At 39.2% G+C, this 22,829-nt stretch carries 24 protein-coding genes and 1 pseudogene; 13 read left to right on the top strand and 12 right to left on the bottom strand.

Translation table 11 applies throughout. The annotated features are described in order from the left end of the window. The first annotated feature begins 217 nt into the window (after window positions 1-217). Window positions 218-2,968 carry an ATP-dependent chaperone ClpB gene (gene clpB, locus V6C71_04540; GenBank protein ID HEY9767762.1) on the top strand — a complete coding sequence of 917 codons (2,751 nt, stop codon included), beginning with the start codon at window positions 218-220 and terminating at the stop codon, window positions 2,966-2,968. A gap of 128 nt (window positions 2,969-3,096) precedes the next feature. On the opposite strand, the gene V6C71_04535 is transcribed toward clpB, so the two are convergent. Further along, window positions 3,097-3,837: a metallophosphatase gene (locus tag V6C71_04535; GenBank protein ID HEY9767761.1), complete on the bottom strand. Its 741-nt coding sequence runs from the start codon at window positions 3,835-3,837 to the stop codon at window positions 3,097-3,099. A 130-nt stretch (window positions 3,838-3,967) separates the two neighbouring features. Between V6C71_04535 and V6C71_04530 the strand changes: the two genes are divergently transcribed. The 3 genes from V6C71_04530 to V6C71_04520 are packed head-to-tail and all read left to right on the top strand — an operon-like array spanning window position 3,968 to window position 4,819. Beyond that, complete coding sequence (locus tag V6C71_04530; GenBank protein ID HEY9767760.1) at window positions 3,968-4,258, top strand: type II toxin-antitoxin system Phd/YefM family antitoxin; 291 nt, start codon at window positions 3,968-3,970, stop codon at window positions 4,256-4,258. Further along, the gene (locus tag V6C71_04525) at window positions 4,212-4,571 is read left to right on the top strand and encodes a type II toxin-antitoxin system RelE/ParE family toxin (protein HEY9767759.1); all 360 of its coding nucleotides are present in this window, start codon (window positions 4,212-4,214) and stop codon (window positions 4,569-4,571) included. Before V6C71_04530 ends, V6C71_04525 begins: the two co-directional genes overlap by 47 nt. A 59-nt stretch (window positions 4,572-4,630) precedes the next feature. Beyond that, window positions 4,631-4,819 (top strand): GNAT family N-acetyltransferase, encoded by a 189-nt coding sequence (locus tag V6C71_04520; GenBank protein ID HEY9767758.1) that lies wholly within the window; start codon window positions 4,631-4,633, stop codon window positions 4,817-4,819. Between the two features lie 144 nt (window positions 4,820-4,963). On the opposite strand, the gene V6C71_04515 is transcribed toward V6C71_04520, so the two are convergent. From V6C71_04515 to V6C71_04505, 3 genes and pseudogenes are all read right to left on the bottom strand, one after another. Next, on the bottom strand, window positions 4,964-5,392 hold the full coding sequence (locus tag V6C71_04515) for a metallophosphoesterase family protein (protein ID HEY9767757.1): 429 nt from the start codon (window positions 5,390-5,392) through the stop codon (window positions 4,964-4,966). After that, window positions 5,381-5,915: pseudogene (folE, locus tag V6C71_04510) on the bottom strand (GTP cyclohydrolase I FolE). Before folE ends, V6C71_04515 begins: the two are co-directional and overlap by 12 nt. 118 nt (window positions 5,916-6,033) lie before the next feature. Then, window positions 6,034-7,014, bottom strand: coding sequence for a GTP-binding protein (locus V6C71_04505; protein ID HEY9767756.1), 981 nt, complete (start codon window positions 7,012-7,014; stop codon window positions 6,034-6,036). 138 nt (window positions 7,015-7,152) lie between these two features. Here V6C71_04505 and V6C71_04500 point away from each other — a divergent pair, with 138 nt between their 5' ends. Continuing rightward, entirely contained in the window at window positions 7,153-7,521 is a 369-nt protein-coding gene (locus V6C71_04500; protein ID HEY9767755.1) for a hypothetical protein, read from the top strand. A gap of 131 nt (window positions 7,522-7,652) precedes the next feature. Here V6C71_04500 and V6C71_04495 read toward each other — a convergent pair whose 3' ends face one another. Further along, window positions 7,653-9,170 (bottom strand): GMC family oxidoreductase, encoded by a 1,518-nt coding sequence (locus tag V6C71_04495; protein HEY9767754.1) that lies wholly within the window; start codon window positions 9,168-9,170, stop codon window positions 7,653-7,655. Window positions 9,171-9,261: 91 nt separating this feature from the next. Then, complete coding sequence (locus tag V6C71_04490; protein HEY9767753.1) at window positions 9,262-10,848, bottom strand: FAD-dependent oxidoreductase; 1,587 nt, start codon at window positions 10,846-10,848, stop codon at window positions 9,262-9,264. 421 nt (window positions 10,849-11,269) lie between these two features. Between V6C71_04490 and V6C71_04485 the strand changes: the two genes are divergently transcribed. The 7 genes from V6C71_04485 (at window position 11,270) to V6C71_04455 (ending at window position 16,191) form a co-directional block, all read left to right on the top strand. Further along, window positions 11,270-11,629, top strand: coding sequence for a hypothetical protein (locus V6C71_04485; GenBank protein HEY9767752.1), 360 nt, complete (start codon window positions 11,270-11,272; stop codon window positions 11,627-11,629). 333 nt (window positions 11,630-11,962) lie between these two features. After that, complete coding sequence (locus V6C71_04480; protein HEY9767751.1) at window positions 11,963-12,367, top strand: CsbD family protein; 405 nt, start codon at window positions 11,963-11,965, stop codon at window positions 12,365-12,367. 150 nt (window positions 12,368-12,517) lie between these two features. After that, entirely contained in the window at window positions 12,518-13,018 is a 501-nt protein-coding gene (locus tag V6C71_04475) for a hypothetical protein (GenBank protein HEY9767750.1), read from the top strand. 145 nt (window positions 13,019-13,163) lie between these two features. After that, the gene (locus V6C71_04470; protein HEY9767749.1) at window positions 13,164-13,343 is read left to right on the top strand and encodes a CsbD family protein; all 180 of its coding nucleotides are present in this window, start codon (window positions 13,164-13,166) and stop codon (window positions 13,341-13,343) included. Window positions 13,344-13,701: 358 nt separating this feature from the next. After that, window positions 13,702-14,157 carry a CBS domain-containing protein gene (locus tag V6C71_04465; protein ID HEY9767748.1) on the top strand — a complete coding sequence of 152 codons (456 nt, stop codon included), beginning with the start codon at window positions 13,702-13,704 and terminating at the stop codon, window positions 14,155-14,157. Between the two features lie 103 nt (window positions 14,158-14,260). Continuing rightward, a complete protein-coding gene (locus tag V6C71_04460) occupies window positions 14,261-14,917 on the top strand; it encodes a HEAT repeat domain-containing protein (GenBank protein HEY9767747.1) in 657 nt (218 codons plus the stop codon). Window positions 14,918-15,081: 164 nt separating this feature from the next. Then, window positions 15,082-16,191, top strand: a complete 1,110-nt coding sequence (locus tag V6C71_04455; GenBank protein ID HEY9767746.1) for a tetratricopeptide repeat protein — start codon at window positions 15,082-15,084, stop codon at window positions 16,189-16,191. On the opposite strand, the gene V6C71_04450 is transcribed toward V6C71_04455, so the two are convergent. From V6C71_04450 to rplU, 6 genes are all read right to left on the bottom strand, one after another. Beyond that, entirely contained in the window at window positions 16,184-17,434 is a 1,251-nt protein-coding gene (locus V6C71_04450) for a DUF445 family protein (protein HEY9767745.1), read from the bottom strand. The genes V6C71_04455 and V6C71_04450 overlap by 8 nt on opposite strands. A 38-nt stretch (window positions 17,435-17,472) precedes the next feature. After that, window positions 17,473-18,183: a bifunctional demethylmenaquinone methyltransferase/2-methoxy-6-polyprenyl-1,4-benzoquinol methylase UbiE gene (gene ubiE / locus V6C71_04445; protein ID HEY9767744.1), complete on the bottom strand. Its 711-nt coding sequence runs from the start codon at window positions 18,181-18,183 to the stop codon at window positions 17,473-17,475. 262 nt (window positions 18,184-18,445) lie between these two features. Further along, window positions 18,446-19,672: a DUF4912 domain-containing protein gene (locus V6C71_04440; GenBank protein ID HEY9767743.1), complete on the bottom strand. Its 1,227-nt coding sequence runs from the start codon at window positions 19,670-19,672 to the stop codon at window positions 18,446-18,448. A gap of 439 nt (window positions 19,673-20,111) precedes the next feature. Further along, window positions 20,112-20,438, bottom strand: a complete 327-nt coding sequence (locus V6C71_04435) for a hypothetical protein (GenBank protein HEY9767742.1) — start codon at window positions 20,436-20,438, stop codon at window positions 20,112-20,114. Between the two features lie 121 nt (window positions 20,439-20,559). Next, entirely contained in the window at window positions 20,560-20,829 is a 270-nt protein-coding gene (gene rpmA / locus V6C71_04430) for a 50S ribosomal protein L27 (GenBank protein HEY9767741.1), read from the bottom strand. 39 nt (window positions 20,830-20,868) lie between these two features. Continuing rightward, a complete protein-coding gene (rplU, locus tag V6C71_04425; protein HEY9767740.1) occupies window positions 20,869-21,261 on the bottom strand; it encodes a 50S ribosomal protein L21 in 393 nt (130 codons plus the stop codon). A gap of 663 nt (window positions 21,262-21,924) precedes the next feature. Between rplU and V6C71_04420 the strand changes: the two genes are divergently transcribed. Next, window positions 21,925-22,776 (top strand): hypothetical protein, encoded by an 852-nt coding sequence (locus V6C71_04420; GenBank protein HEY9767739.1) that lies wholly within the window; start codon window positions 21,925-21,927, stop codon window positions 22,774-22,776. Window positions 22,777-22,829: the final 53 nt, after the last annotated feature.

Below are 22,829 nucleotides of genomic sequence, written 5' to 3'. Positions count from 1 at the left end.
AGCTTTAGCGGTTAGGCAAACATTGTTGGGAATATGATGGCTGCAATCTTTGAACTCATGGTATTTAATCGGTAGATGATACTAAAATTATTATTAAGACTAATATTATATTCAAGCCTTGGAATAGGTAATTTTAGACTTGGATGTTAATAGTTGAAGCCTTGCTATACTGGGCATCATCAATTGTCAAATTTAACCAACTTAACTTAGCTAAAATATGCAGCCTACCGACCAAAGTAAGTTTACTGAACAAGCCTGGGATGCGATCGTTAAATCTCAAGAAGTTGCCAAACTATTTCAGAATCAGAACTTAGAGGTAGAGCATTTAATCTTAGCAGCCTTAGAACAGGAAGGTTTAGCACTAGCTATTTTAGATAAAGCCAATATTGATTCTCTACGCCTCAAGCAGCAGCTAGAGATGTTTACTAAACGTCAGCCCAGAATTGGTTCTTCTCAACTATATTTAGGACCTAGCTTAGACCGTATGTTAGACCGTGCGGAGGACTGTCGCTCAAGTTGGGAAGATAACTTTATCTCCATCGAACATATTCTGATGGGGTTTGCCGAGGATGCCCGTATTGGCAAGAAATCTCTTCGTAGCTTTAATGTTGACCCACAGGATTTAGAAAAAGCAATCAGGTCAATCCGAGGTTCACAGAAAGTAACTAAACAGAACCAAGAAGAACAGTATCAGGCATTAGAAAAGTATGGGCGAGATCTGACCGAACAGGCAAAGGCAGGTAAATTAGACCCCGTAATCGGTCGCGATGAAGAGATCCGTCGAGTAATTCAGGTGCTGTCTCGTCGTTCCAAAAACAATCCTGTGTTGATAGGTGAGCCTGGAGTTGGCAAAACTGCGATCGCCGAAGGATTAGCGCAACGCATTGTCAATGGCGATGTGCCTGAATCTCTGAAAAACCGTCAGTTGATTTCTCTGGATATGGGTAGCCTAATTGCAGGGGCAAAATACCGGGGAGAATTTGAAGAACGTTTACGGGCGGTTTTAAAAGAAGTAACTGAATCTAGCGGACAAATAGTTTTATTTATTGATGAAGTCCATACCGTTGTCGGTGCAGGAGCAAAAGAAGGCTCTGGTTCGATGGACGCGGGCAACTTACTCAAGCCAATGCTAGCCCGCGGAGAATTGCGCTGTATCGGCGCGACAACTCTTGATGAATATCGCAAAAATATTGAAAAAGACCCAGCCCTAGAAAGACGTTTCCAGCAGGTCTACGTTAAGCAACCTACCGTAGAAGATACTATTTCTATTTTACGTGGACTCAAAGAAAGATACGAGGTGCATCATGGCGTAACTATTACTGACTCGGCACTAGTAGCGGCAGCAACCCTGTCTCAACGCTACATTACCGAGCGCTTTTTACCTGATAAAGCGATCGATTTGATCGACGAAGCAGCCGCTAAATTAAAAATGGAGATTACTTCTAAACCGAGCGAATTAGAAGATATTGATCGCCGTATTATGCAGCTAGAGATGGAAAAAGTCTCTTTGACTGGAGAAAGTCAACGCCCAGGAATCCTGACCAGAGATCGGGCTGCCAAAGAAAGATTGAGCAAGATTAAAGCAGAAATTGAAACTTTAAAAGGTAAACAGGAAGGACTGTCTGCTCAATGGCAATCAGAAAAAAGCTTATTAGACGAAATCAACGCTCTCAAAGAAGAAGAAGAAAAAGCACGACTCCAATTAGATCAAGCTGAACGAGCTTTCGACCATGAAAAAGCGGCACAGTTAAAATATGGCAAGCTGGAAACTTTGCAGAGAAGTTTGGAAACCAAAGAAGCCAAACTAATCGATCTTCAATCTGAGGAAACAACTCTGCTGAGAGAACAAGTAACTGAATCTGATATCGCCGAAATTGTGGCTAACTGGACAGGAGTACCAATTAATCGTCTACTAGAATCTGAAAGACAAAAGCTACTTCAACTAGAAGGACACCTCCATCAAAGAATTATCGGACAACAAGAGCCTGTGGCAGCAGTAGCAGCAGCTATACGTATGGCAAGAGCAGGAATGAGCGATCCTGGTAGACCTATCGGTTCATTTTTATTTATGGGACCTACGGGGGTTGGTAAAACTGAGTTAGCCAGAGCTTTAGCAGCTTTTCTCTTTGATAGTGAAGATGCGATGGTACGGATTGATATGTCCGAATACATGGAGAAACACGCCGTATCTCGTTTGGTGGGTGCGCCTCCAGGGTATATTGGCTTTGAGGAAGGAGGACAGTTAACTGAAGCAGTGCGCCGTCGTCCATACTGCGTGGTGTTATTGGATGAAGTAGAAAAAGCCCACAAGGATGTGTTTAATATTTTGCTTCAGGTGCTTGATGATGGCAGAATTACTGACTCTCAAGGGCGGGTAGTAGACTTCCGCAACGCTATTATTGTAATGACTAGCAATATTGGTAGTGAAAATATTCTCAACGTTAAGGGAGAAGAGCAAGATTACGAAGAAATTTATAAGCAGGTAAACAAGGCTCTGCGAAGTCATTTCCGCCCTGAATTTCTCAACCGTATTGACGATCTAATTATCTTCCATGGCTTGAAAAAAGAAGAATTAAAAGAGATTGTTGCTATTCAAATTCAAAATATTCAACGTCTCTTAAGTGAACAAAAAATTGCGATTGAACTTTCTCCCGCAGCTCAAGATCGCATTGTCACCATCGGCTATGATCCTGCTTATGGTGCGCGTCCGCTCAAACGGGCAATTAGACGCGAACTTCAAAATCCCATTGCTACGATGATTTTAGATAATACGTTCACCGCAGGGGATAAAATTGTTGTCGATTGCGTGGGAGAAAAATTAATCTTTAACAGAGAAACTCCCCCAATCGTTATCGAAACAGCAACGTCAGCCCAAACCCAAAACTCAACCAAAAAGGCTGTTGCCAACACGAAACAATTAAACCCAAAGTCTGATGAAAAACCAGAAGCTGTCTCGTCAGAAATATAGGTTGTTTTACGACTTGCCTCAAATTGAGTAGCAGAATTTTTTTACTGTTAAATTAATCGGCTGGCGATCGCCTTGCTTATTTTGTAAAGTATTACTTGACATTGGACTAACTATTTTGTTGAGTAACACTATCCCTTTTTATTGCCATAAAAAACCGTTTTAAACTCCAGGCGTTCACCCAGTGCCTTGCCAAAGACGATTTCGCTATACGGATTATAAAGAGTATAAGTAGCCTTGCCTAACTCTCTTCCTACATTTCCCACACCGATCACTCTTCTTTGAGGAGCAGTAATAGTTTGAACGGGTTGCTGACGCTCTAAAGTCATCACCGAACTATCAACCGAACCTCCCTGTAGTTGATATTCAAATGCTTGACCCGAACGACCACAAAAGAGATGATTTGCCTGTACTCTTTGCAGGCGGTCTAACATCTGCCAGGGTTGAGTTTCAGGACTTAATTCATCACCGACACTCACAGTGCTACCGTGAATTAACAAACAATCCAATTCAAAAAAACCAAAGTGACAATTGCGTACCCACTGTACGGTTTCGCGCGATACCGAATCCCAAAGTAGTTTAGCTGTTTCTTTGCCAAAGCGAGCGATCAATTCTGTTGGTTCTGCTGTCGAACCCATGCCATGTAAAGCAAAGCACTGTTCTTCCCACCAGCCGACGCCTACTTGGGGTTCTAATTCTCCAGGTAAAGGGTTTTTAATTCGTTTAATTACTTTTTCGCTATCTGGGTTAGCTGCGATGAGATCCTCTAAAATATATAATTCCTCCACCTCAACGCGCTGGCGTTTGATATCTGCCAATACTGCTTCGTAAGCTGCAATATTTCCTTCAATTCGGCTTAAAATTGCCCACATTGATTTGCGTATTTTTAAGAATGATAATCATTATATCTATAAATAACATTAGAGTTTGGTAATATTTTTGCCACGATTGCCAGATGAGATAAAATTAAATCGACATCAAATTTAATGCTTATTTAATTTTATGCTCGATATTAGTAGGGATATTCAATCTCTTTCCAACTTCAAACGCAATACTTCTAGTGCGATCGCCCAATTGAAGCAAACGGGAGAACCCATAGTTTTAACGGTGAATGGCAAAGCTGAAGTGGTAGTGCAAGATGCTAAATCATATCAGCAGCTTTTAGAAAAAATTGAGAAACTGGAAGCAATCGCAGGTATTAAACAAGGATTAGCAGATATAGAATCAGGAGAAACTCCCCCTCTAGCTGAATTTATGCAAGAAATGCAGTACAAACACGGCATTTCAAGTTAAGAGCGCGAAATCCGCAGAATTACAAATCGAAACTGCTTATCTGTGGTTGAAAAAACGCAATCCTACCTATGCAGATAAATGGTTTAAAGGATTGATGAATGCGATCGCTTCTTTACAAGAAAAACCCCGACGTTGTTCTTTAGCTACAGAAAGTGAGGTGTTTTCTGAAGAAGTAAGACAAGTGCTTTATGGTAAATCAAGAAATAGATATAGAGTTTTATTCACAATTGGTGAAGATATTGTATATATTCTTTTTGTTCGTCATACTTCTCAAGCTTTACTTACTGAAGATGATATTGGAGATGAAGATTAGTTTAAAAGAGCGATCGCTTGTCTGCATTTAGTGGTTTTTAAGTAAGGTGCGATCGCTTTATTCCTCATGAATATCAAGTAATTGAAATAAATAATAGACTTGTTGGTTTTATGAAAGTTGTCTCATCAGAAACCGAAATTTATTTAGGAGAAATCCAGATTACCAAAGATTTTCAGCAACAAGGAATTGGAACAAGTTTAATCAAGTCAGTTATTCAAGAAGCACAAGCAAACAATAAAAAGTTATGACTTAAAGTTCTTAAAGGGAATCCAGCTAAAAAGACTATATCAAAGATTAGGACTTACCAAATTGGCAGAATCTTTAACCCATACAATAATGATTAGAAACACATAACATTAACTCTGTATTCGATATTAATTCTGGCAACTGTCTTATCTCTCACAAACATGAGTCGGATCATCTGCTTTTTCAGCAAATTCTAGTCCTCTAGCCAAACGCCAAGCAAAAATAGGCGGTAAACCAGCATCTAAAATTGCAGCACAGGTTTTTTGATAGTCATACTCCACTTCTCGTAAACTTGCTGCTTCTATCTCGGTGTCATAAACCACATAAGTAGCATTAGGACGACCATGACGGGGTTCGCCTACCGAACCGACATTGATAATTCGCTTAACAGGGCTATTAAAACTGATTGCTGGTCGTTCATCTTTATTAGGCTGATTAACTAAAATATGCAATTGTCCCGAATCTAGGGTGCGAACATAGGGAACATGAGTATGTCCACAAAACAGCACATCTGCATCACTGGATAAGATTCTTTCTAAGGCGGTAAAAGCAGGATTATGACGAATCAAACTCATAAACTCCTGGCGGGTTTTCGCATCATCAGCAAATACACCCCGTACGGCACTGGTAAAAGTCCAAGAACCTGGTTTTTGCACTCCTCGCATTACCATACACATATGGGTTGCTTCGACTACTACCGCCACACCTTTGGGTTGTAATAATCCTTGAAGTGCGTCGGCGATTTGGGCGGTTAATCTTTCCTGTACCTGCAAACGCCGTCCGTACATTTCACAAATACGGGCAATTTTAGATAGTCCAATGACTTTACCGTCGGGAATATATGCCACATGAGCGCGACCAAGAATGGGTAAAATATGATGTTAACAGGAGCTAAACAGGTCGATATCCCTAACCAAGACCATTTCATCGGCAGTTTCGTGAAATACTGCCCCATTGAGGAGTTCATCTAAGGACTGGTGATAACCAAAAGTCAAGAATTTTAAGGCTTTAACCACTCTTTTAGGAGTGTCTCTTAATTCCTTGTCGATCTGGGTCTTCTCCCAATCCTAATAGTAAAGTTCTAACCGCTTGACGCATTTCTGCTTCGAAGACATGAGGCTGTTGTGTAGTAGTTAGTTGAGGTAATTTATGATTAATGTTATTAATTTGATTTGCTTCGGACTTAGCTAAGGTCATGAATTTGAATTAAGTTAAATTAAACAGTAACAGAAGTAGCCAAACAGTCATTTAGCTGTTGGCGCAGTTTATCAATATCTAAATGACGACCGATAAAGACTAACTGGTTAGCAGGAGGAGTAGACCAACGGTCAGACTTGAGATCACTACGTTGTCCACATAGTTGGAAGATGTGGCGTAATTCACTGCCTGCAAACCAAATAATTCCTTTGGCGCGAAATACTTCTAGGGGAAGTTGTTCGGTTAAAAACTTTTGAAATTTATAGACATCAAAGGGTTTATCGCTTTGAAATGACATGGAAACGAAACTATCGGCTTCTAAATGAGGAGAATGATGATGGTGATCATGATGTTCGTGGTGTTGTTTTTCCTGAACGTAACTATCTATTGCAGTTAAACCGACATCTAAGATTAACGGTAAAGGAACTTGAGCATAGTTCGTATGAATAATCCTGGGACTCTTTTTGATAGATGCAATATAGGTTTCTAATCCTCGTAATTGTCCCTCGTCAATTAAATCTGTTTTATTCAATAACAGAATATCGGCAAAAGTAATCTGTTTAAAAGCTGCTTCGCTATCAAAATGTTCTGGGGTAAAGGTTTCTGCGTCAACTACGGTAATAACTGAATCGAGGCGAGTGAAATCGCGAAAATCCGAACCAACAAAAGTCAAAATAATCGGTAAAGGGTCGGCTACACCAGTAGTTTCAATAATCAGACGATCTACTTTTTCTTCTTTGGCTAATATCCTTTGTACTGCTTTTACCAACCCTTCATTAATGGTGCAGCAAATACAACCATTGCTTAACTCCACCATGTCATCATCATAGGAAACCAAAAGTTGAGAATCGATATTGATATCGCCAAACTCATTAACTAATACTGCGACTTTTGAGTTGTGGTTATTTTGCAGAATTTGATTGAGTAAGGTGGTTTTACCACTACCGAGAAACCCTGTGATGATGGTGACGGGTAATTCTTGCTGGGAAGTCTCTAGCATGATCGAGAGAAGCAGTTTGGTTGACAAAATTTATTATACCGATAATCATTATCAAAATTACGAATCGATTCAGTTATTTTTTTGGAATTAATGGACACATCAACATAAAGCACTCCCGTTACTATCTTTACAGGGTTTTTGGGCAGCGGTAAAACTACTTTAATTATTTTACTCAACAAAACTGATTTAGCCGAATTAGAGGTAGTCGATCGCATTGAAGACCAAATTTGCCAACATCGTTCCGACGCTAAGATTATGCGCACAGTAAAAGGGGAAGTTTCTCTTCCTTTGATTTTAAGTGTAGGTTTGTTTAAATCAGACCGATACTTTCAAGAAGAGACAAGTCATGATCATCATGACTTGTCTCATCATCATGGTCATCACCACAACTGGGATCATTTAAACGAGGATGGTTTTACTTCTCTATTTTTTGAAACCGAACAACCTTTAGATATTCGCAAGTTTCAGTATTTTATCGATAATCAACTAAAGCGATCGCTCAACTGAGCAGAGTAAACTTTATAGCTAAAGCTGATAGCTGACATTCATCAGCTACCAACACTTTGATTTTTCCTTAAGAAAAAAGTTTCAAAATCTTTTTACTTTCAGCTAGAACATGACAATTCAGCAACGCCTGTTTATTCTATGCTGTCTTTGAGATGATCGCAGACACGCAAAGCATTAGCTATGATCGTTAAAGTAGGATTTACTGCACCCATAGAAGGAAAAAAGCTACCATCTACGACATATAAATTATCGACATCATGAGTACGACAGTTGAGGTCAAGAACAGTAGTTTGAGGATCTGAACCAAACTTACAGGTACCCACCTGATGCCATACGGCAGAAAGAGGCACAGTCGTCACCATAAAGAGGAAAAAATCAACTCGGCGAAGATAACTCTGCCACATATCGACAAAATCCTGGTGAGCTTTAAGGTTATTGCGGGTAAAATCAACTTTAATTTTACCTTCATCGGTTACAGTGACGCGGTTGTTGGGATCTGGTAAATCTTCACTTGTTAACCACCAGTCCACAGCATGGTCTGCCATGAATTCTAAGGTAGACTGAGGTATAGAGCCAGGAGAAAATAGAGCCAATCGATTCCATGTAGACTTACCCGTCATTTGAACTTGTCCTAAAGGATAGTTGTGATCGGGGCTGCCAAAATAGAAGTCATTAAAGCCAAGGGTTTTTTGAAACTTGACTGGATTGGGCTTATCGGCGATCGCCACTATGGAAGAATGGTTGTGTAGCATGAGGTTGCGTCCTACCATACCAGAGGAGTTTGCCAAACCATCAGGATGCTGTTCACTCTTGGACCTTAAAAGTAGTGCAGCGGAATTAATCGAACCACAAGAAAGGACAAAAATATCACCGCTATATTGTTCTCTGTTGCCGTCTACTTCTACCTCGACCGCTAAAAGCCGCTTACCACTATCATCAGTGATTAGCTTTGTGACTAAAGTATTGATTTTAATTTCTACGTTGTCGTATTTTGTGGCGGGGTCAATACAAGCGATTTGAGCGTCTAACTTAGCATCAATTTTGCAAGGATAAGGATCGCAGGTAGCACAGCGAATACAGTTGCTATTTTCAGGATCTTCTGTATTGCGATCAAGCGCCAGGGTTAAATGGTGCGGATGCAAGCCTAACTGTTCCAATTCGTCAGCGACTTCCTGCATCCTGGGTTCATGGGGCAAAGCAGGGAAAGGATATTCTGCTGACATCGGCGGTTCGGTAATGTCTTCGCCTTTTTGTCCGTGGATTTTAAAGATGCTTTCGGCGCGAGTGTAATAGGATTCCATATCTTGATAGCTTAGTTCCCAAGCAGGAGAAACACCTGATTGATGTTTTAATTCCCCAAAATCTTCCGCACGCATTCTTTGTAAGGCTGCGCCATAAACTTTCGTATTACCGCCGACGTTATAAAAAGCCTGGGGTCTAAAACTATTGTTGTCATGGTCTAACCATTTCTCTTCTACCTGATATTTTCGACCCTGAAAAATCGCCTCAGGATTCCAATTATCGTCTTCTTTAGGCAAATATCCGCCTCTTTCTATAATTAAAATTCGTTTACCTGTTGGGGCGAGGGAATATGCCACAGTTCCGCCACCTGCACCAGCACCGATAATGATTACGTCGTAATGATTCATATTTGATTGCAATTTACTGGTTATCTCGATCCTACCTAAGCGGATTAATTATTCAAGTCTTTGCTGCTTTATGCTAAAAACTGTTCACTAATTAAATCATGTCAAGCCAATTAATTTCAGTATCTTTGACTGCTGCGGCACTGGGCATTTTTTGGAGACGCATCAATTCTGATATTGCTGCAATATCGCGATCACGATTTAATCCCGCCACAGCCATAACTCGATCATTTTTAAGATAGTAGGCGAGAAATTTTGGCTGTTCTAGATCTCCGTCTATTTTCAGATCGTCCCACTCTTCCGCGTGTCCCACATAGCGCAATTTAAGATCGTATTGACCAGACCAAAAGAAAGGCACAATCTTGACAACTTCTTGCAGTTTATTTTTTCCTAGCATATTAACTGCTGCTATACGTCCATGCTGTGCTGCTAAACGCCAGTGTTCGATGCGAGTAGACTTTTCCATAGGTGCATAAGGAAATTTAGCAATATCTCCTGCTGCATAGATATCTTGAATTTTAGTTTGTAGATATTCGTTGACGGAAATACTATTATCTTTGTCGTTGAGTTCTACTCCTGCTAAATAACTGGTGTTTGGTTCAACGCCAATACCCAAAATTACTAAATCGGTAGCCACTTTTTCGCCATTTTCTAGAACAGCAGACTCAACTTTATTCTCTCCAGTAAATTCGCTGACTTTAGTTTTCAATTTAAAAGTAACGCCCTGTGATTGATGAATTTGCTGAAACATCTTTCCTAGTTTGTCGCCTAAAATCTTTTTAAACGGAACATCGCTGGGAGAAACTACTGTAACTTCCAACCCCTGCTGAATTAAGCTAGCTGCTGCTTCCATGCCGATAAAGCTAGAACCAACTACCACAGCTTTTTTCGCGCCTTTTACCGTCTCCAAAATTGAATTAACGTCTTCTGGCTGTCGTATCGTATAAATATTGGCTAAATCTGACCCAGGAACATCTAGCTTTCTAGCTATTCCTCCCGTGGCTAATAACAGCGAATCAAATTTGAAACTTGAATTATCTTCAAAAGTAATGGTTTTATTTAAGGCATCTGCTTTGATTACGGCTTGACCAAAAAGCAATTCAATAGCGTGCTGGTCATAGAATTCGCAGCTTCGTAAAGGTAACGTCTCTGGTTTTGCTTGACCCTGAAGATAACCCTTACTTAACTTAGTACGGTCATAAGGCAGCTTTGCTTCGGCACTAACCAAAATTATTTTACCTTGAAACCCTTGCTGGCGAAGCTGCTCAACTGCTGCTGTACCTGCTGCGCCTGCACCTAAAACGACGAAGGTGCGATGGTCTGCACTAGGTTCATGTCTCGCCATCTCCAAAGTACGATGCTGAGAAATTTCTTCCGGCAGCCCGATCAATACCTGTTCTCCTTCCACTCGGACAGGAAAATGAGCTAGAGAATCTAAACCTGGAGGTTCTTCTTGCTGTCCTGCGATCGCATTAAAACAGGCATTATGCCAAGGACAAACAATTCTTTTACCGCATAACACCCCTTTTGCTAGTGGTGCGCCATAGTGGCTACAAAATGCCCCTGTGGCATAAAATTTATTTTCAATTTTAGATAGTAATATTTGCGAGTCTTCTACAGCTATTTGCTGCATTTGACCATTTTCCAGGTCGTTTATCTTAGCTACGGCTACTTCTTTCATTAAATATTAAGCATTAAACATTAAAGTATTCCTCGTTCACAACTGAACTTTTGAATTACAGATGAACGATAAATAGTTTTGTTTACTATCTTCGATAAATATTTTTTTTTTGTATCCGACTAAGGTATTAGATAATTGCTTAATTATGGCAAAACCAAAGCATATATCATCTGTTTGTGACTCAAATGAAGCTAAATAATAAGTCAATAAGTCTTAAGATATAAATGAAAGGCTGGAGAAAAAAACTGTAGCGATCTACTGTCTATAGGTTATAAAACTAGCAAAAAATCTGATTTAAGGACAGGGTGGAAACCTCGATGATAAATGAGTAAGAACTAGATATACTATAAGGTTTGGGTTTTCTAAAATAGTAATAACGCAGCAAATCAAACCAGCTTATATTTTTATTTTTGACGACCACATGAAGATACAATCATCGGTATTAGTTCCTCTTGGTTTTGGTAAATACGTTCGTAGCGATCGCGTTACTGCTTTAGTTCCGATCGAAGAAGAAAGAGGTTCAGGAAGAAGGACTTTTGTTTATCTTGAAGGTGAAGTTTCTCCCATAGTAGCATCTCGTTCCGAGGCAACTATTGTGCGCGATATTGTCCAAGAACCAAAAGAAGTTACTCAGTCTCGACAGCAGCAAGAAATTCTTCAGGATTTACTCAGCGATTTAGCTCAAGTTAATGGTACTGTTCGCCGTATCAATCGTGATGAGGGTGGTTTAGATCTAGACCGTCTCGAACAGCGTATCCGTCAGGTAGTAGAAGAAGAGTAATTAGCTTTAGGGTGCTGTGGCAACACCCTTTTACTCGAAATCTTAATTATTTTTGGCGCGATCGCTGCTCGATCACGCTTTTTTTAGTTCAACATTTTCCCAAGTTTTGAGAAACTCCTGCATTTTCTTAGCTGTTGCGAAAGCGTAAATTCTTAAATTATTCTATTTTCATCTTCCAGTTGTGAAGGATAGTTCATGGCATATTTTGCCCAAATTAAGCGTGAAAAGCTGCCAGGCTTTTTTTTAGTGTCAGAATATCTAACTCTAGAAAGATAGAGATGAAAGAAAGTTTTAATAATATGGCAACTGTAGAGAAATTAACAAAAAATAAATATGTTTAGTTCACAGCTATTGATTGGCAGACTAAAAGCTTACGCAGGTAAATTGACCACTGCGGTTAGCGCGATCGCTTTATCTCTTTTTTTATGGTCTGGTTTTGCTATAGCTACGGATTTGACAGCTAATGCAGAAACTATCCAAATACCTTCTGTTATTGCTACATCTGGGGTAGCAGATCAAGCAGAAGGTACAGCCCAAAAAGGTATAGGTAGTTTTAGACGCAACCTCGGTGATACGACAGGAGACACATCAGAGGAAGCAAAAGGCGGAATCGAGCAGGCTAAAGGTGAGGCAAAACAAAATATAGGTACAGCCAAAAACAAATTAGATGATGCCAAAAACGCTGCTGAAGAAAAATCGGAAAATATTATTGATTCGGTTAAGAATTTCTTTGAATAAATAAATAGCAATTACGTAAAGGCTTTTTAATAAATGGCGATTGATGCACCAGATTAAATAATTAGTAACTCTGACTTATTATTGTTTTGATATCGGTCATTAATTGCCTTTCTCATTATCAAAATTTAATCATAGTTTTCATATATAGCAATGAGTGAAGCGCAACAAAATACTTTCAAAGATGATGGAATTCGTCCCATCAAAAACACCGACCTCGAAATAGCAGAAACTTTTGAGGAGGATGGAATTCGCCCGATCGCTGAAAGCCCCGACTTTTTAGTGCGCGATCGCCAATCAAAAAATAACGATTTTCCACAAAACCCAGATATTGATAATTCTCGTCCCGTAGATGATAGTGAATTGGAAATTGTTGATACTTTGAACGTTGATGGAGAGCGTCCTATTGTCAAAGGTAATCAAAAGATTGTGGACAATATTAATATTGATGGAGAACGTCCTGTTACAGCTAGTAATTTAGATGCAGACAGTACATTAAGCATTGACGGAGAACGTCCTGTAGATAATAGCCAAGTAAAAGTTGTTGATACTTTTGAAGCTGATGGAAAGCGTCCCATCATGAAAAATAAATACGAGGTGGTAGATACTATTAATATTGACGGTGAACGACCTATTGCCTCTAATAATAGTTGAGCAAATTTTTTTAGATATTTTCCATATATAAAGGTTATCTCTCTTAAGATATAAGCTGATAATCACCTAAATAAGCCATAAGATAGAAGAAAAACAAAACTTTAACTGTTATTGTGTTCTTGTAAATTAATAATAAAACAATAATATGGGTATTAAAGAGACAGCAGAAGAGTTAAAGCTCAAAGCAGAAGCTAGAAGCGAAAGAATTGAAGGTAAGATCAGAGAAAACCTAGGGGAATATTCTGACGATCCTAAAGGAGTTGAAGAGGGAAAAGAAAAGCAAGAACAAGCACAAGCTTTAGATGAAAAAGCAGAAAATAAGTAATCGCGATATAGCGGGTTGTAACTTCAATAAATAATAAAATAAATATTGTAGGCAGTCATTATTGATGACTGTCTATTATTTTTTAATTTAAATGTTTATGAGCAAAAATTATTAACTTTTTTTTCAGTCATTTAAATTTTTCTTAAGCTTAAAAATCCCAAATATTGCTCTGATTACGACACAGTTGTTGAGATAAATTACTATATCCTTTAGCGATCGCTACTTGCTACCGAGAGTTAGGCTTAAACAGAATTCATGATCGATGACGATTAGATTGCTGGCTGGTGAATTATGGCGAGAATTTTGTGGTTAGATAGAATCATAAAGTGGTAGCTAACTATACGATTAAAGAATTGCCATGAGCAAAACCGTCGCTGAGATTATGACTGCTGATCCGATTACAGTATCTCCCGAAACATCGTTACAAGAAGCGATTCAAATTTTAGTAGAGCGCAAAATCAGCGGGTTGCCGGTAGTAGACAATCAAGGAGAGTTGATAGGAGTAATTTCAGAAACCGACCTTACCTGGCAGGCTACAGGGGTGGATGTGCCTCCTTATATCATGTTTCTCGACAGCGTAATTTATTTACAAAATCCAGCAAAACATAATCAGGAAGTACATAAAGCCCTGGGTCAAACTGTGGGGGAAGCCATGAACGATCGCCCTGTAACGGTAAAGGGAAGCCAGTTGGTTCGCGAAGCCGCTCGAATTATGCACGACAAGAAAGTGCGTCGTCTTCCAGTATTAGACGATCGCGACCAACTAATTGGCATTATTACTCAAGGCGATGTAATTCGGATGATGGCAGATTGATAGCTTGTTGTTAAAGTTATTGAAATCCACGCTCGGCAACTCGCTCGGCATTTTATTTTGACCCGATTTATTTAAAACCAGTTTAAATTTAAAAGTTTTAATCATGAGTATTACACCAGAATCAGTTAAAGATTTGCTAAATTCCGCCAACTTTGGCGAACGTATTCGCGGGTTAAACCAATTGCGCCAAATTGAACCAGAAACCGCTTTTGTCATGGTTCAACCGATGATTACCGATGATAATACTCGAGTACGCTATGCAGCCGTTAGTCAGCTAGACACCTTGGGAACAACTGATAAAGATACTGCCTTAAAAATGCTGCGCGATCGCTTGTTTAACGATCCAGAAGCAGATGTCCAAGCAGCAGCAGCAGACGCGATTGGTGGTTTAAAGTTGGTTGAAGCTTTTGAAGATTTGGCTAATGTTTATCACACTACTTCAGAATGGCTAGTTCAGTTCAGTATTATTGCCGCTTTAGGTGAACTAGGAGATCCTCGCGGTTTTGCTTTGTTAGAAGAAGCTCTACACTCTGACAACAATCTTTTGCAGACGGCAGCGATCGGCTCTATGGGTGAATTAGGCGATACTCGCGCTATTCCTTTATTGACTGCATTTGCCGATCATGAAGATTGGCAAATACGCTACCGCTTAGTGCAGGCTCTCGGTAGGTTGGGAGGCGAGGAAGCAACAACAGTTATTACTAAGCTGCTAAACGATCGATCTGAGCAGGTTGCCCAAGAAGCAAAAAATAATCTTTAATCATTGATGCTAAAGACTAAATTAATCAAAAGTACTTCCAAGAAATAAATTTTTGCCAAACTAAAGTTTAAATGCCAAATTAAAGGTTAAAATTCGCTCATTCATTCCAATAGATCGTATTTAATGATTGATCGCGCTTAAGTAGCTAGTTGTTGCAATAATTCATGTTATTTAAACTTTTGAGCATCACTTCTTTATCTCTGATTGCTCTAGTTATACCTTCGGGTTCTATCTTAGCCAAACCAAATTTTTATTTAATGGCTCAGGTAAACAAGCTAGAACTTAATAATTTGCTGATGCTAGGAAAGCAATATGTAGAAGAGAAAAATTATGATAAGGCTCTAGAAACATATGAACAAGCAGCAGCTCTAGATCGAGAAAACGCACAAATTTTTTCGGGTATTGGCTATGTCCAAACTATGAGAAAAGACTATGCTGCTGCAACGAAAGCTTATCAGCAAGCTATCGATTTAACTCCTGAAAACCCTAAGCTTTACTATGCTCTCGGTTTTTGTCTAGGTAATGCGGGAGAAAATCTCAAAGCAGCTCAGGCTTATGAAACAGCGATTAAACTCGAACCAGATAATTTGCAAAATTACCTTGGTCTAGGAGTGGTACTAGTAAGAGCCAAGGAATATGAGCGAGCAATTAAAGCGTACAACCGCATTTTGACTTTAGACCCAAATAATGAACAAGCCTACAAAATTGCCTCTCGTCTGCTAATTGAGCAACAACGCTACCCAGAGGCGATCGCTTTACTACAAACGGCAGCTGAACAACAGTTTTATGACCCTAATTTGAAGCTACAGTTAGCCTTAGCCTTATTAGATCGTGGAGACATTGCAGCAGGACTACAAACTTTAGAGTTGGCTAAAAAAACTGCTCCTCAGAATCACATTATTTATCTGCAAATCGGCAATATTTTGTATCAACAGGGAAAGTTTGAGCGAGCCTTATCAGAATATCAATGGGCAACAAGACTTAAACCTGATTCTGCCTTGGCTATGGAAGGATCGGGAAAAGTTTATTTAGCCCAACAAAACTACTCAAGAGCAATTGTTGATTTTCGTCGCCTCATCGAAATTGCCCCCAATAACCCCGTCGGGTATTACAATTTAGGTATAGCTCTTCAAGCAAGAAATAGAGAGGAAGAGGCGATCGCCGCTTTTAATCAGGCTCTAAAACTCTATCGCAGCAATGGTGATACTCAAAATGCCAATAAGGTTGGTGTAATGATCGAACAAATCGACAATCCGACTACCCTACCTAATTAAACAACAATAAAACTGTTTGCAATAATCCGATAATAAAACCTAATATTCCGCCTAAATTAACGATCGCCTGGAGTTCGTTTTGGACAATACCCTGGACTGATGCTTCTAATTCTTCAGGTGAAGTAGCCGAAACGCGATCGATAATGACGCGATCAATCGAAAGAATCGGTATAGCTTGAGCCACTAGCTTTTCAAGATCTTGTTCGAGGTAACGTTCTAAAACTAAAGCTAACTCTTGGCTAATTACCTCTAACGAATCATTAACTGTTGGTGAAGCTTGAAGTCGTTTGAGAATTAGTGTTGCCAAATTTTCCCATTCTACGGAGTCTCCTAAGCGAGCAATTACTTCGCCTCCTTCTTGGCGAATATAGTTACGGACTGCTTCTCTGACAGTCTTACGCAGTTGCCTGACGGTAGAGACGGGGAGATTTTGCAAAGAAAGGTTAGTCAGCCAGTTTTTAATCCGATTACGGATTTGCAATGAGAAAGACAATTCTTCCAATCTGGCGTTGGTAATCTCTGGTTCATCAAGACAAAAAGAGCGTAATCGAAGGAGACTGTTGCGTAAACCAAACAGATTAGCCACTACCCAATATGTACCGCTAGTTTTTTCCCGAAAACCCTCATCAATGATTTGAATATTGCGATCGCTTAAAAAATCAATCATAGCTCGGCGAATAGTATCAGGAGGCAATACTGAACTTAATAGCCAATCGGAAAATTGTTTGGCTTGGGTATCCTTGAGCTGAAAATTTAACAAAATTTGGTCAAAAATTTGATTGATTTGAGCTTCCAGAAAATCTTCTTTTCTCGCCAGTACCTTTAATAATCGAGGTAAAGATTGGCTAAATAAATCGTGGAGAATATTGCCTAAAATCTTCGCTGTTTTTTGCTCGCGATCTGACTTAACCTGATCTAAAGACAATTTTAGCAGCCAGAGAATTGCTCCCTGGATCCGCTCAGTTGCCAAAAGCCTTTGAGCTAACTTTTGTATTTCTCCAGGAGTCAGCAATGAACCCATAATTGTATCGGAAACTTTTTGAGCCAGACGCTCTTGATTGCTGGGAATTAAGCCTGGAGTAAAGGGGAGCTTGCGCTTGCCAAAATAAATAGCCCTGTAGGGGCGAAACAGCATCTTAATCGCTATGTCATTCGTGAAATAGCCAATGATGCTTCCAGTTATGGGAGGAACAAAAAATATCCAGAGATTCGCTAGTGCCAAAGCAGTATGTTGAATCGACAATAAAGATTAGATAGCAGAAATTAATTCTATCTTCTATTTTATTTAGTTAACACTAATATACCCATCATGCCTCCTATCAACCGATAATGAACAGCTTGACTAAAATCTGCTGCTCGAGCAAGTTTTACTTGTTCTCTACCTGTAGGAAATCGATCGATGCTGGGGTTAATATAAGCATACTCTTCTTTCATACCCAGATCTTCGGCAGTTGGCACCACGATATTAGCTAAATACCATTGCTGAATGGTTTGCATATAGCCAGGTAAGGGACGATGAAAATCAAGGATTGCCGCCTTAGCTCCTGGCTTGAGAACGCGCAATAGCTCTTTTAAGCACAGAGGAATGTCAGTTACATTACGCAATCCATAGCCCATCGTAGCGCAGTCAAACTGATTATCGGTAAAGGGCAAAGCTAAAGCATCTCCTTCGAGCCACTCCATCGGCACGGCAGGACACTTAGCCATTTGTCGTTGTTTGGCGATCGCCAATTGTTGACGAGCAAAATCCAATCCCGTAACTCTGCCCGAAGTACCGATTTGTTTAGCCAGCAATAAAGCCAAATCTCCGCTACCACAGCAAATATCAAGAGCATTATCTCCTGATTTAGCCTCACTCCATTTTACTGCCATTAGCTTCCAAATCCGATGCTGTCCGAAACTCAGGCGATCGTTTAGGCGATCATATACAGGAGCAATGCGATCAAATATTGCCCTAATCTCTGCTGCTGCGGGGGAAGCGGATTTGGTCATTAACAATTAGTATAGAATTAATTCTTTTCGATCATATAGCACCATCATAATTAGAAATAAGTAACCAGAAAAATCTTAATATAAAAAGCTTTTAGCCTTTTCCTTCTTTACTTGAGGCTCTTTTAGAAAACTAGGGATTTACTGGTTTTTGGTCGATATTAAACTAAATAAGCAGCAAAAAACCAAGATGTAACCATCTCGGCTGTTAATTTCTGATTAAAAGTAAATTTCTGCGCTTACTTGAGGATCGATGCTTAATAATTTAGGCAAACCATTCTTCAACCGCTTCTGCCTTCGTATTAGTGTTACGAGACGGAGTTTCACGTTCAAAGTTCATGTGAATCGAACGAGTTTGCTCACCGTCAATCGCTACGGCTTTAATTGGATAATCAATTACTCCATCTTGGAAAGACATTTGAAAGCGGAATGTTCCATCGGGATTTAGCTTAATTTCGCGATCGCCAATAGTAACAGTAGCATCAGGCTCAGTTGCACCATAGACAATCAACTCAGCGTCGGCAACTAACCAGAACTTGCGGGGACGCGCCGTCGGAAGACTCCCCGAAAACCCAGCCCCAGACATATTCTGACCAGAAGCCGTAGGCACTGCCCACATTCCTGCGCCAGAAGGAAATACATAGGAACTAACCGCTGACTCAGGAGTCTGCTGCATTGAGCCAAACAGCGAACCAGCTATGCGCATCGATTCAGTAGTTTTGGTCATGCCAAAGACAGTATCATAAAGCTGATTTCCTTTGGCTGCATCTGTACCCATTGCTTGTTTTTTGGCAGGAGGGACAAGAGTATAAACTGTTTTACCCTTGAGGTCTTCTTCGCAGTTGACTGTTATAAAAGCATCTTCAATCCAGTCAGAGGGATAAACAGGAGGAATGCTAACAGAGGCAGAGCGAGCTAACACAAGCCAGCGTCCATCGGCACAGCGATAACCAATGTCAGCAACATAATCGCGATCGCTTACAGGAATCGGCAAATACCATTCTCTTGCCATTTCGTCACAAAGATATTCCTGAACACTGTGAGGAGCTTGATGATTAATATTAATGTCGGTTACGTCATAAATTCTCAGGGCTAGCTGTTGTCCTCCTTGACGACGCAATTCTTCTTTATGAGTATTGGGAATATCCCAGTAAGCATAAGCCCATTGGGGATCGCGTGGCATCAACATAATGCGACTTTCTCCGTAACCCTCGGGAAGCTCTCCCAAATCTTGGTCGACCGAAGCAAGGGTTTCCATCAGGTCGTCTTCTTGACCGACTTCAAATTTTGTATTTTTCACTTGTTGTTCCTCTTGCATATCTGATGGATTCTGAGAAAATCTTGATTGTTCTGTTTTTTTGATTGCTTCTTTGATAGAAGTTAGCAGTTGCGCTTTGCGCATTCGACTATATCGGGATACTTTATATTCGCTGGCAACTTTTCTAAGTTGCCGTAAGGTCATTTCTTCTAGTGGTGGACGTTCTTTTGCCATTAACGTTACAGCCTCTGATTATTTAGACGTTGTTTAGCTGCTGGCAGCCATATATATAAGACCGAAAAAGCAGTTGAATACTTTGTTGAGTCTTTAAACCTTATTTGCGTCTAGATTAAATTATTATTTGTTATTTGTTTGCGTGGGAAAGGTCTTAACCACTTGAATCAGTTATAGCAATAAAATCACCTTGGGGATCGAGATAGATCATCGATAAAATCATTAAACAACGATTTTATTATGTTTTAATCGAGCCAAAGTTATCAACTCATAACATTTGCCAGCTCAGCTGGGTCATCTAATTGGATTATTGTTACGGTTTCTTGACTTATTTGTTCAAAATACCAAGTTTGGGTCGCTTTGGCGTTCTAAAGAAGCGATCCCAAATAATAAAACTGATCCTGTTCGAGCAATTAATTCAGATTAGGTTTTTTCTTGCTCATGCTTTGAAAGATTTTGACATGGAAGGAAATAGATAAACTTGGTCGACAGGATCTTTTTGCTGTTCTGGCTCTATTCTTTTTTGTTCTATTTGATCGGGTTTTTTGGTCAAACCTAGCTTATTGAGTAAGTACACCCCACCTATTCCTAAAACTGTGCCTACAGTTAAACCAACCGCAATTAATTTAATAAAGACGCTTTCAATCTGTTTTTTACGTGCTGCAACGTTTTTAGTTGATATATTGGCATCAATATTATCTAAATTCTGGTCGGAAGCACTATTTTGAGGGCGATTTGGATTGGAATTATCTTCTGGCTGAAACATGAACAAACCCCTGAAATTTTTGAACTTTTCCAATTTAGTTTAACTGGACAATAAAAAAGCACCCATAAACATGAGTGCGATCGCTTTTAAATTAATCTTGGCAAAAATCGTGGCAAACTATCTATGCCGCACTTTCAGCAACAGGATAAACGCTTACTTTCTTTTGTCCTTTAGTTCGATATTCAAACTTTACTTCGCCGTGTATCAAAGCATATAAAGTGTCATCGTTACCACGACCAACGTTATTACCAGGATAATATCTAGTACCTCTTTGGCGAACTAAAATGCTTCCTGCGGTGACTTCTTGACCGCCATAACGCTTTACTCCTAAACGCTTAGAATTAGAATCGCGACCGTTACGAGTACTACCCGTTCCCTTCTTATGAGCCATATTACTTTCCTTTTATGATTTTGCTGGTTAATTTCTATTTTATTCAGCTGAAGAAATTTCTACTTCAGTCTCAGTCTCAGTCTCGGTCTCAGTCTCAGCCGCAGCAATGACTGAACCATTCATACTGATTGAATTAATCATCAGGCGAGTTAATTCCTGACGATGGCCACGCTTTTTACGGGTTTTCTTTTTGGGCTGCATTTTGTAGACAATGACCTTTTTGCCTCGTCGGTGACGCATGACCGTACCTTCTACAGTAGCACCCTCAATGAATGGACGACCCACAGTAACTTCGTCCTCATTGTTCACTAATAAAACTTTGTCTATGGTGTAGTCAGATTCAGGATCTACAGACAACAGGTTAATGTCGTAAAAACGACCTGGTTCAACTCTAATTTGTGTTCCGCCTGCTTCAACAATTGCGTAAGTCATAAAAAATTTATCTCTTTTAGTATTGCCGTAAGGGTAGCCAAGCAAAAGTAGAAATCAACTAATGTCAGTTGCGTTCTTCTAACTTCACTGTGGCATTTAACGCTTTAACCCGCTCCGAGCAAGTTATTCAATGCCCAATCTATAATTTTCTTTATTTTATTAGGGTTTGTCAAGGTGCATTAAGAAAGAACCTGCTTGAAAAAACCCGTAACTGCTAGTTTCAACAAAACCCAATTTGCCAATCGATACAGTGTGACATCAAATCAATCTGACCAATCAACATAATTTAGCAAAAATTAAAGAATTAAAGCAAAAAAACCTGTATTTGCATTTAAACACAATTAAATATATATTAATTAAGCTCAATAATTTAATTCATTAAGTAATATATAACACTAAAATAGCTATTTTGCTTTACATCTACTTTTATCAGGAATATTATTTACTCTAAATTAAAAATCATAATCATTAAAATTGTGATTGCACTGCCTATTCTGTTACCTACATATTCAAAAATATAATTAAACTATGTATATAGCCGATATTATAGGCAAGCTAAATAAAGAGCTTTCCATTATAGCTTTGTGGTTTAAAAGCAAAGCTACTTTTAAAAAGTATTATCAGTATTCAAAAATCGTTAAAGGTGATTATAGATGGCTACTAATGTTTATTGTAGCTAGATTTGCGCTCGGTCGTACTATAGGTACATTTTTCTATCGCGACCAATCTTTATCTTTAACAGAGACTAATTATCCGAAAATATATGATGTTAATAATGACACTTCAATATTTAATGAATTAGATATAGATTTGGCAGTCAAATCTATTAAAAAAAATGGCTATTATCTAGGTTTACAATTACCTCAACCTGTTGTCCAAGAAATATTAGAATTTGCTTATTCTGCCGATATATATATTGATGGTAATCCACTATTAAAGTTTAAATATGCTAAAAAAAAGCAAGCAGCTCAAAAATATAATCACAATATATTAATTGGCAATTATTTAGATGTAAACTCAAAATGTTCGGCGTTACAAAAACTGGGGACTGACTCCAAATTAAAGGCGATCGCCGCTAAATATCTTGGAAATAAACCAATTTTAGTTCGCAGCCAATTAGCCTGGACTTTTATTGGCAATGAAAAAGACTATTCTCAGAAAGGAGAACTAGGCAATCCTTTAATACTTTTCCATTACGATTTAGATGATTATCGCGCTTTAAAATTCTTTTTCTATCTTACAGATGTAGATTCACTCAGTGGTTCTCATCGTTGTGTTGCAGGTAGCCATAACCAACGGAAGTTAATGCATTATATTTTGAGGAGTCAATCCGATCGAGAGATTGCTGATTATTACGGTTCAGATAATATTATCGATATTTGCGGTCAAGCTGGATTTGGATTTGCTGAAGATCCGTTTTGTTTTCATCGTGGTTCGCCTCCAGTTACTTCTCCTCGTTTAATGATTCAGCTAGAGTTTGCTTTAAATGACTATCGAATGTGGAATCAATCGTGATTTTGACGGAGCGTATATGCGAAGCGGTATGCTTTAGCATACCGCTTTGCGTC

Origin of the sequence: Coleofasciculaceae cyanobacterium (assembly GCA_036703275.1) — a bacterium.
Taxonomy (GTDB): Bacteria; Cyanobacteriota; Cyanobacteriia; order Cyanobacteriales; family Xenococcaceae; genus Waterburya.
Note: the sequence above shows the minus strand (reverse complement) of the source record. Positions and strands in the feature narration are given on the sequence as shown.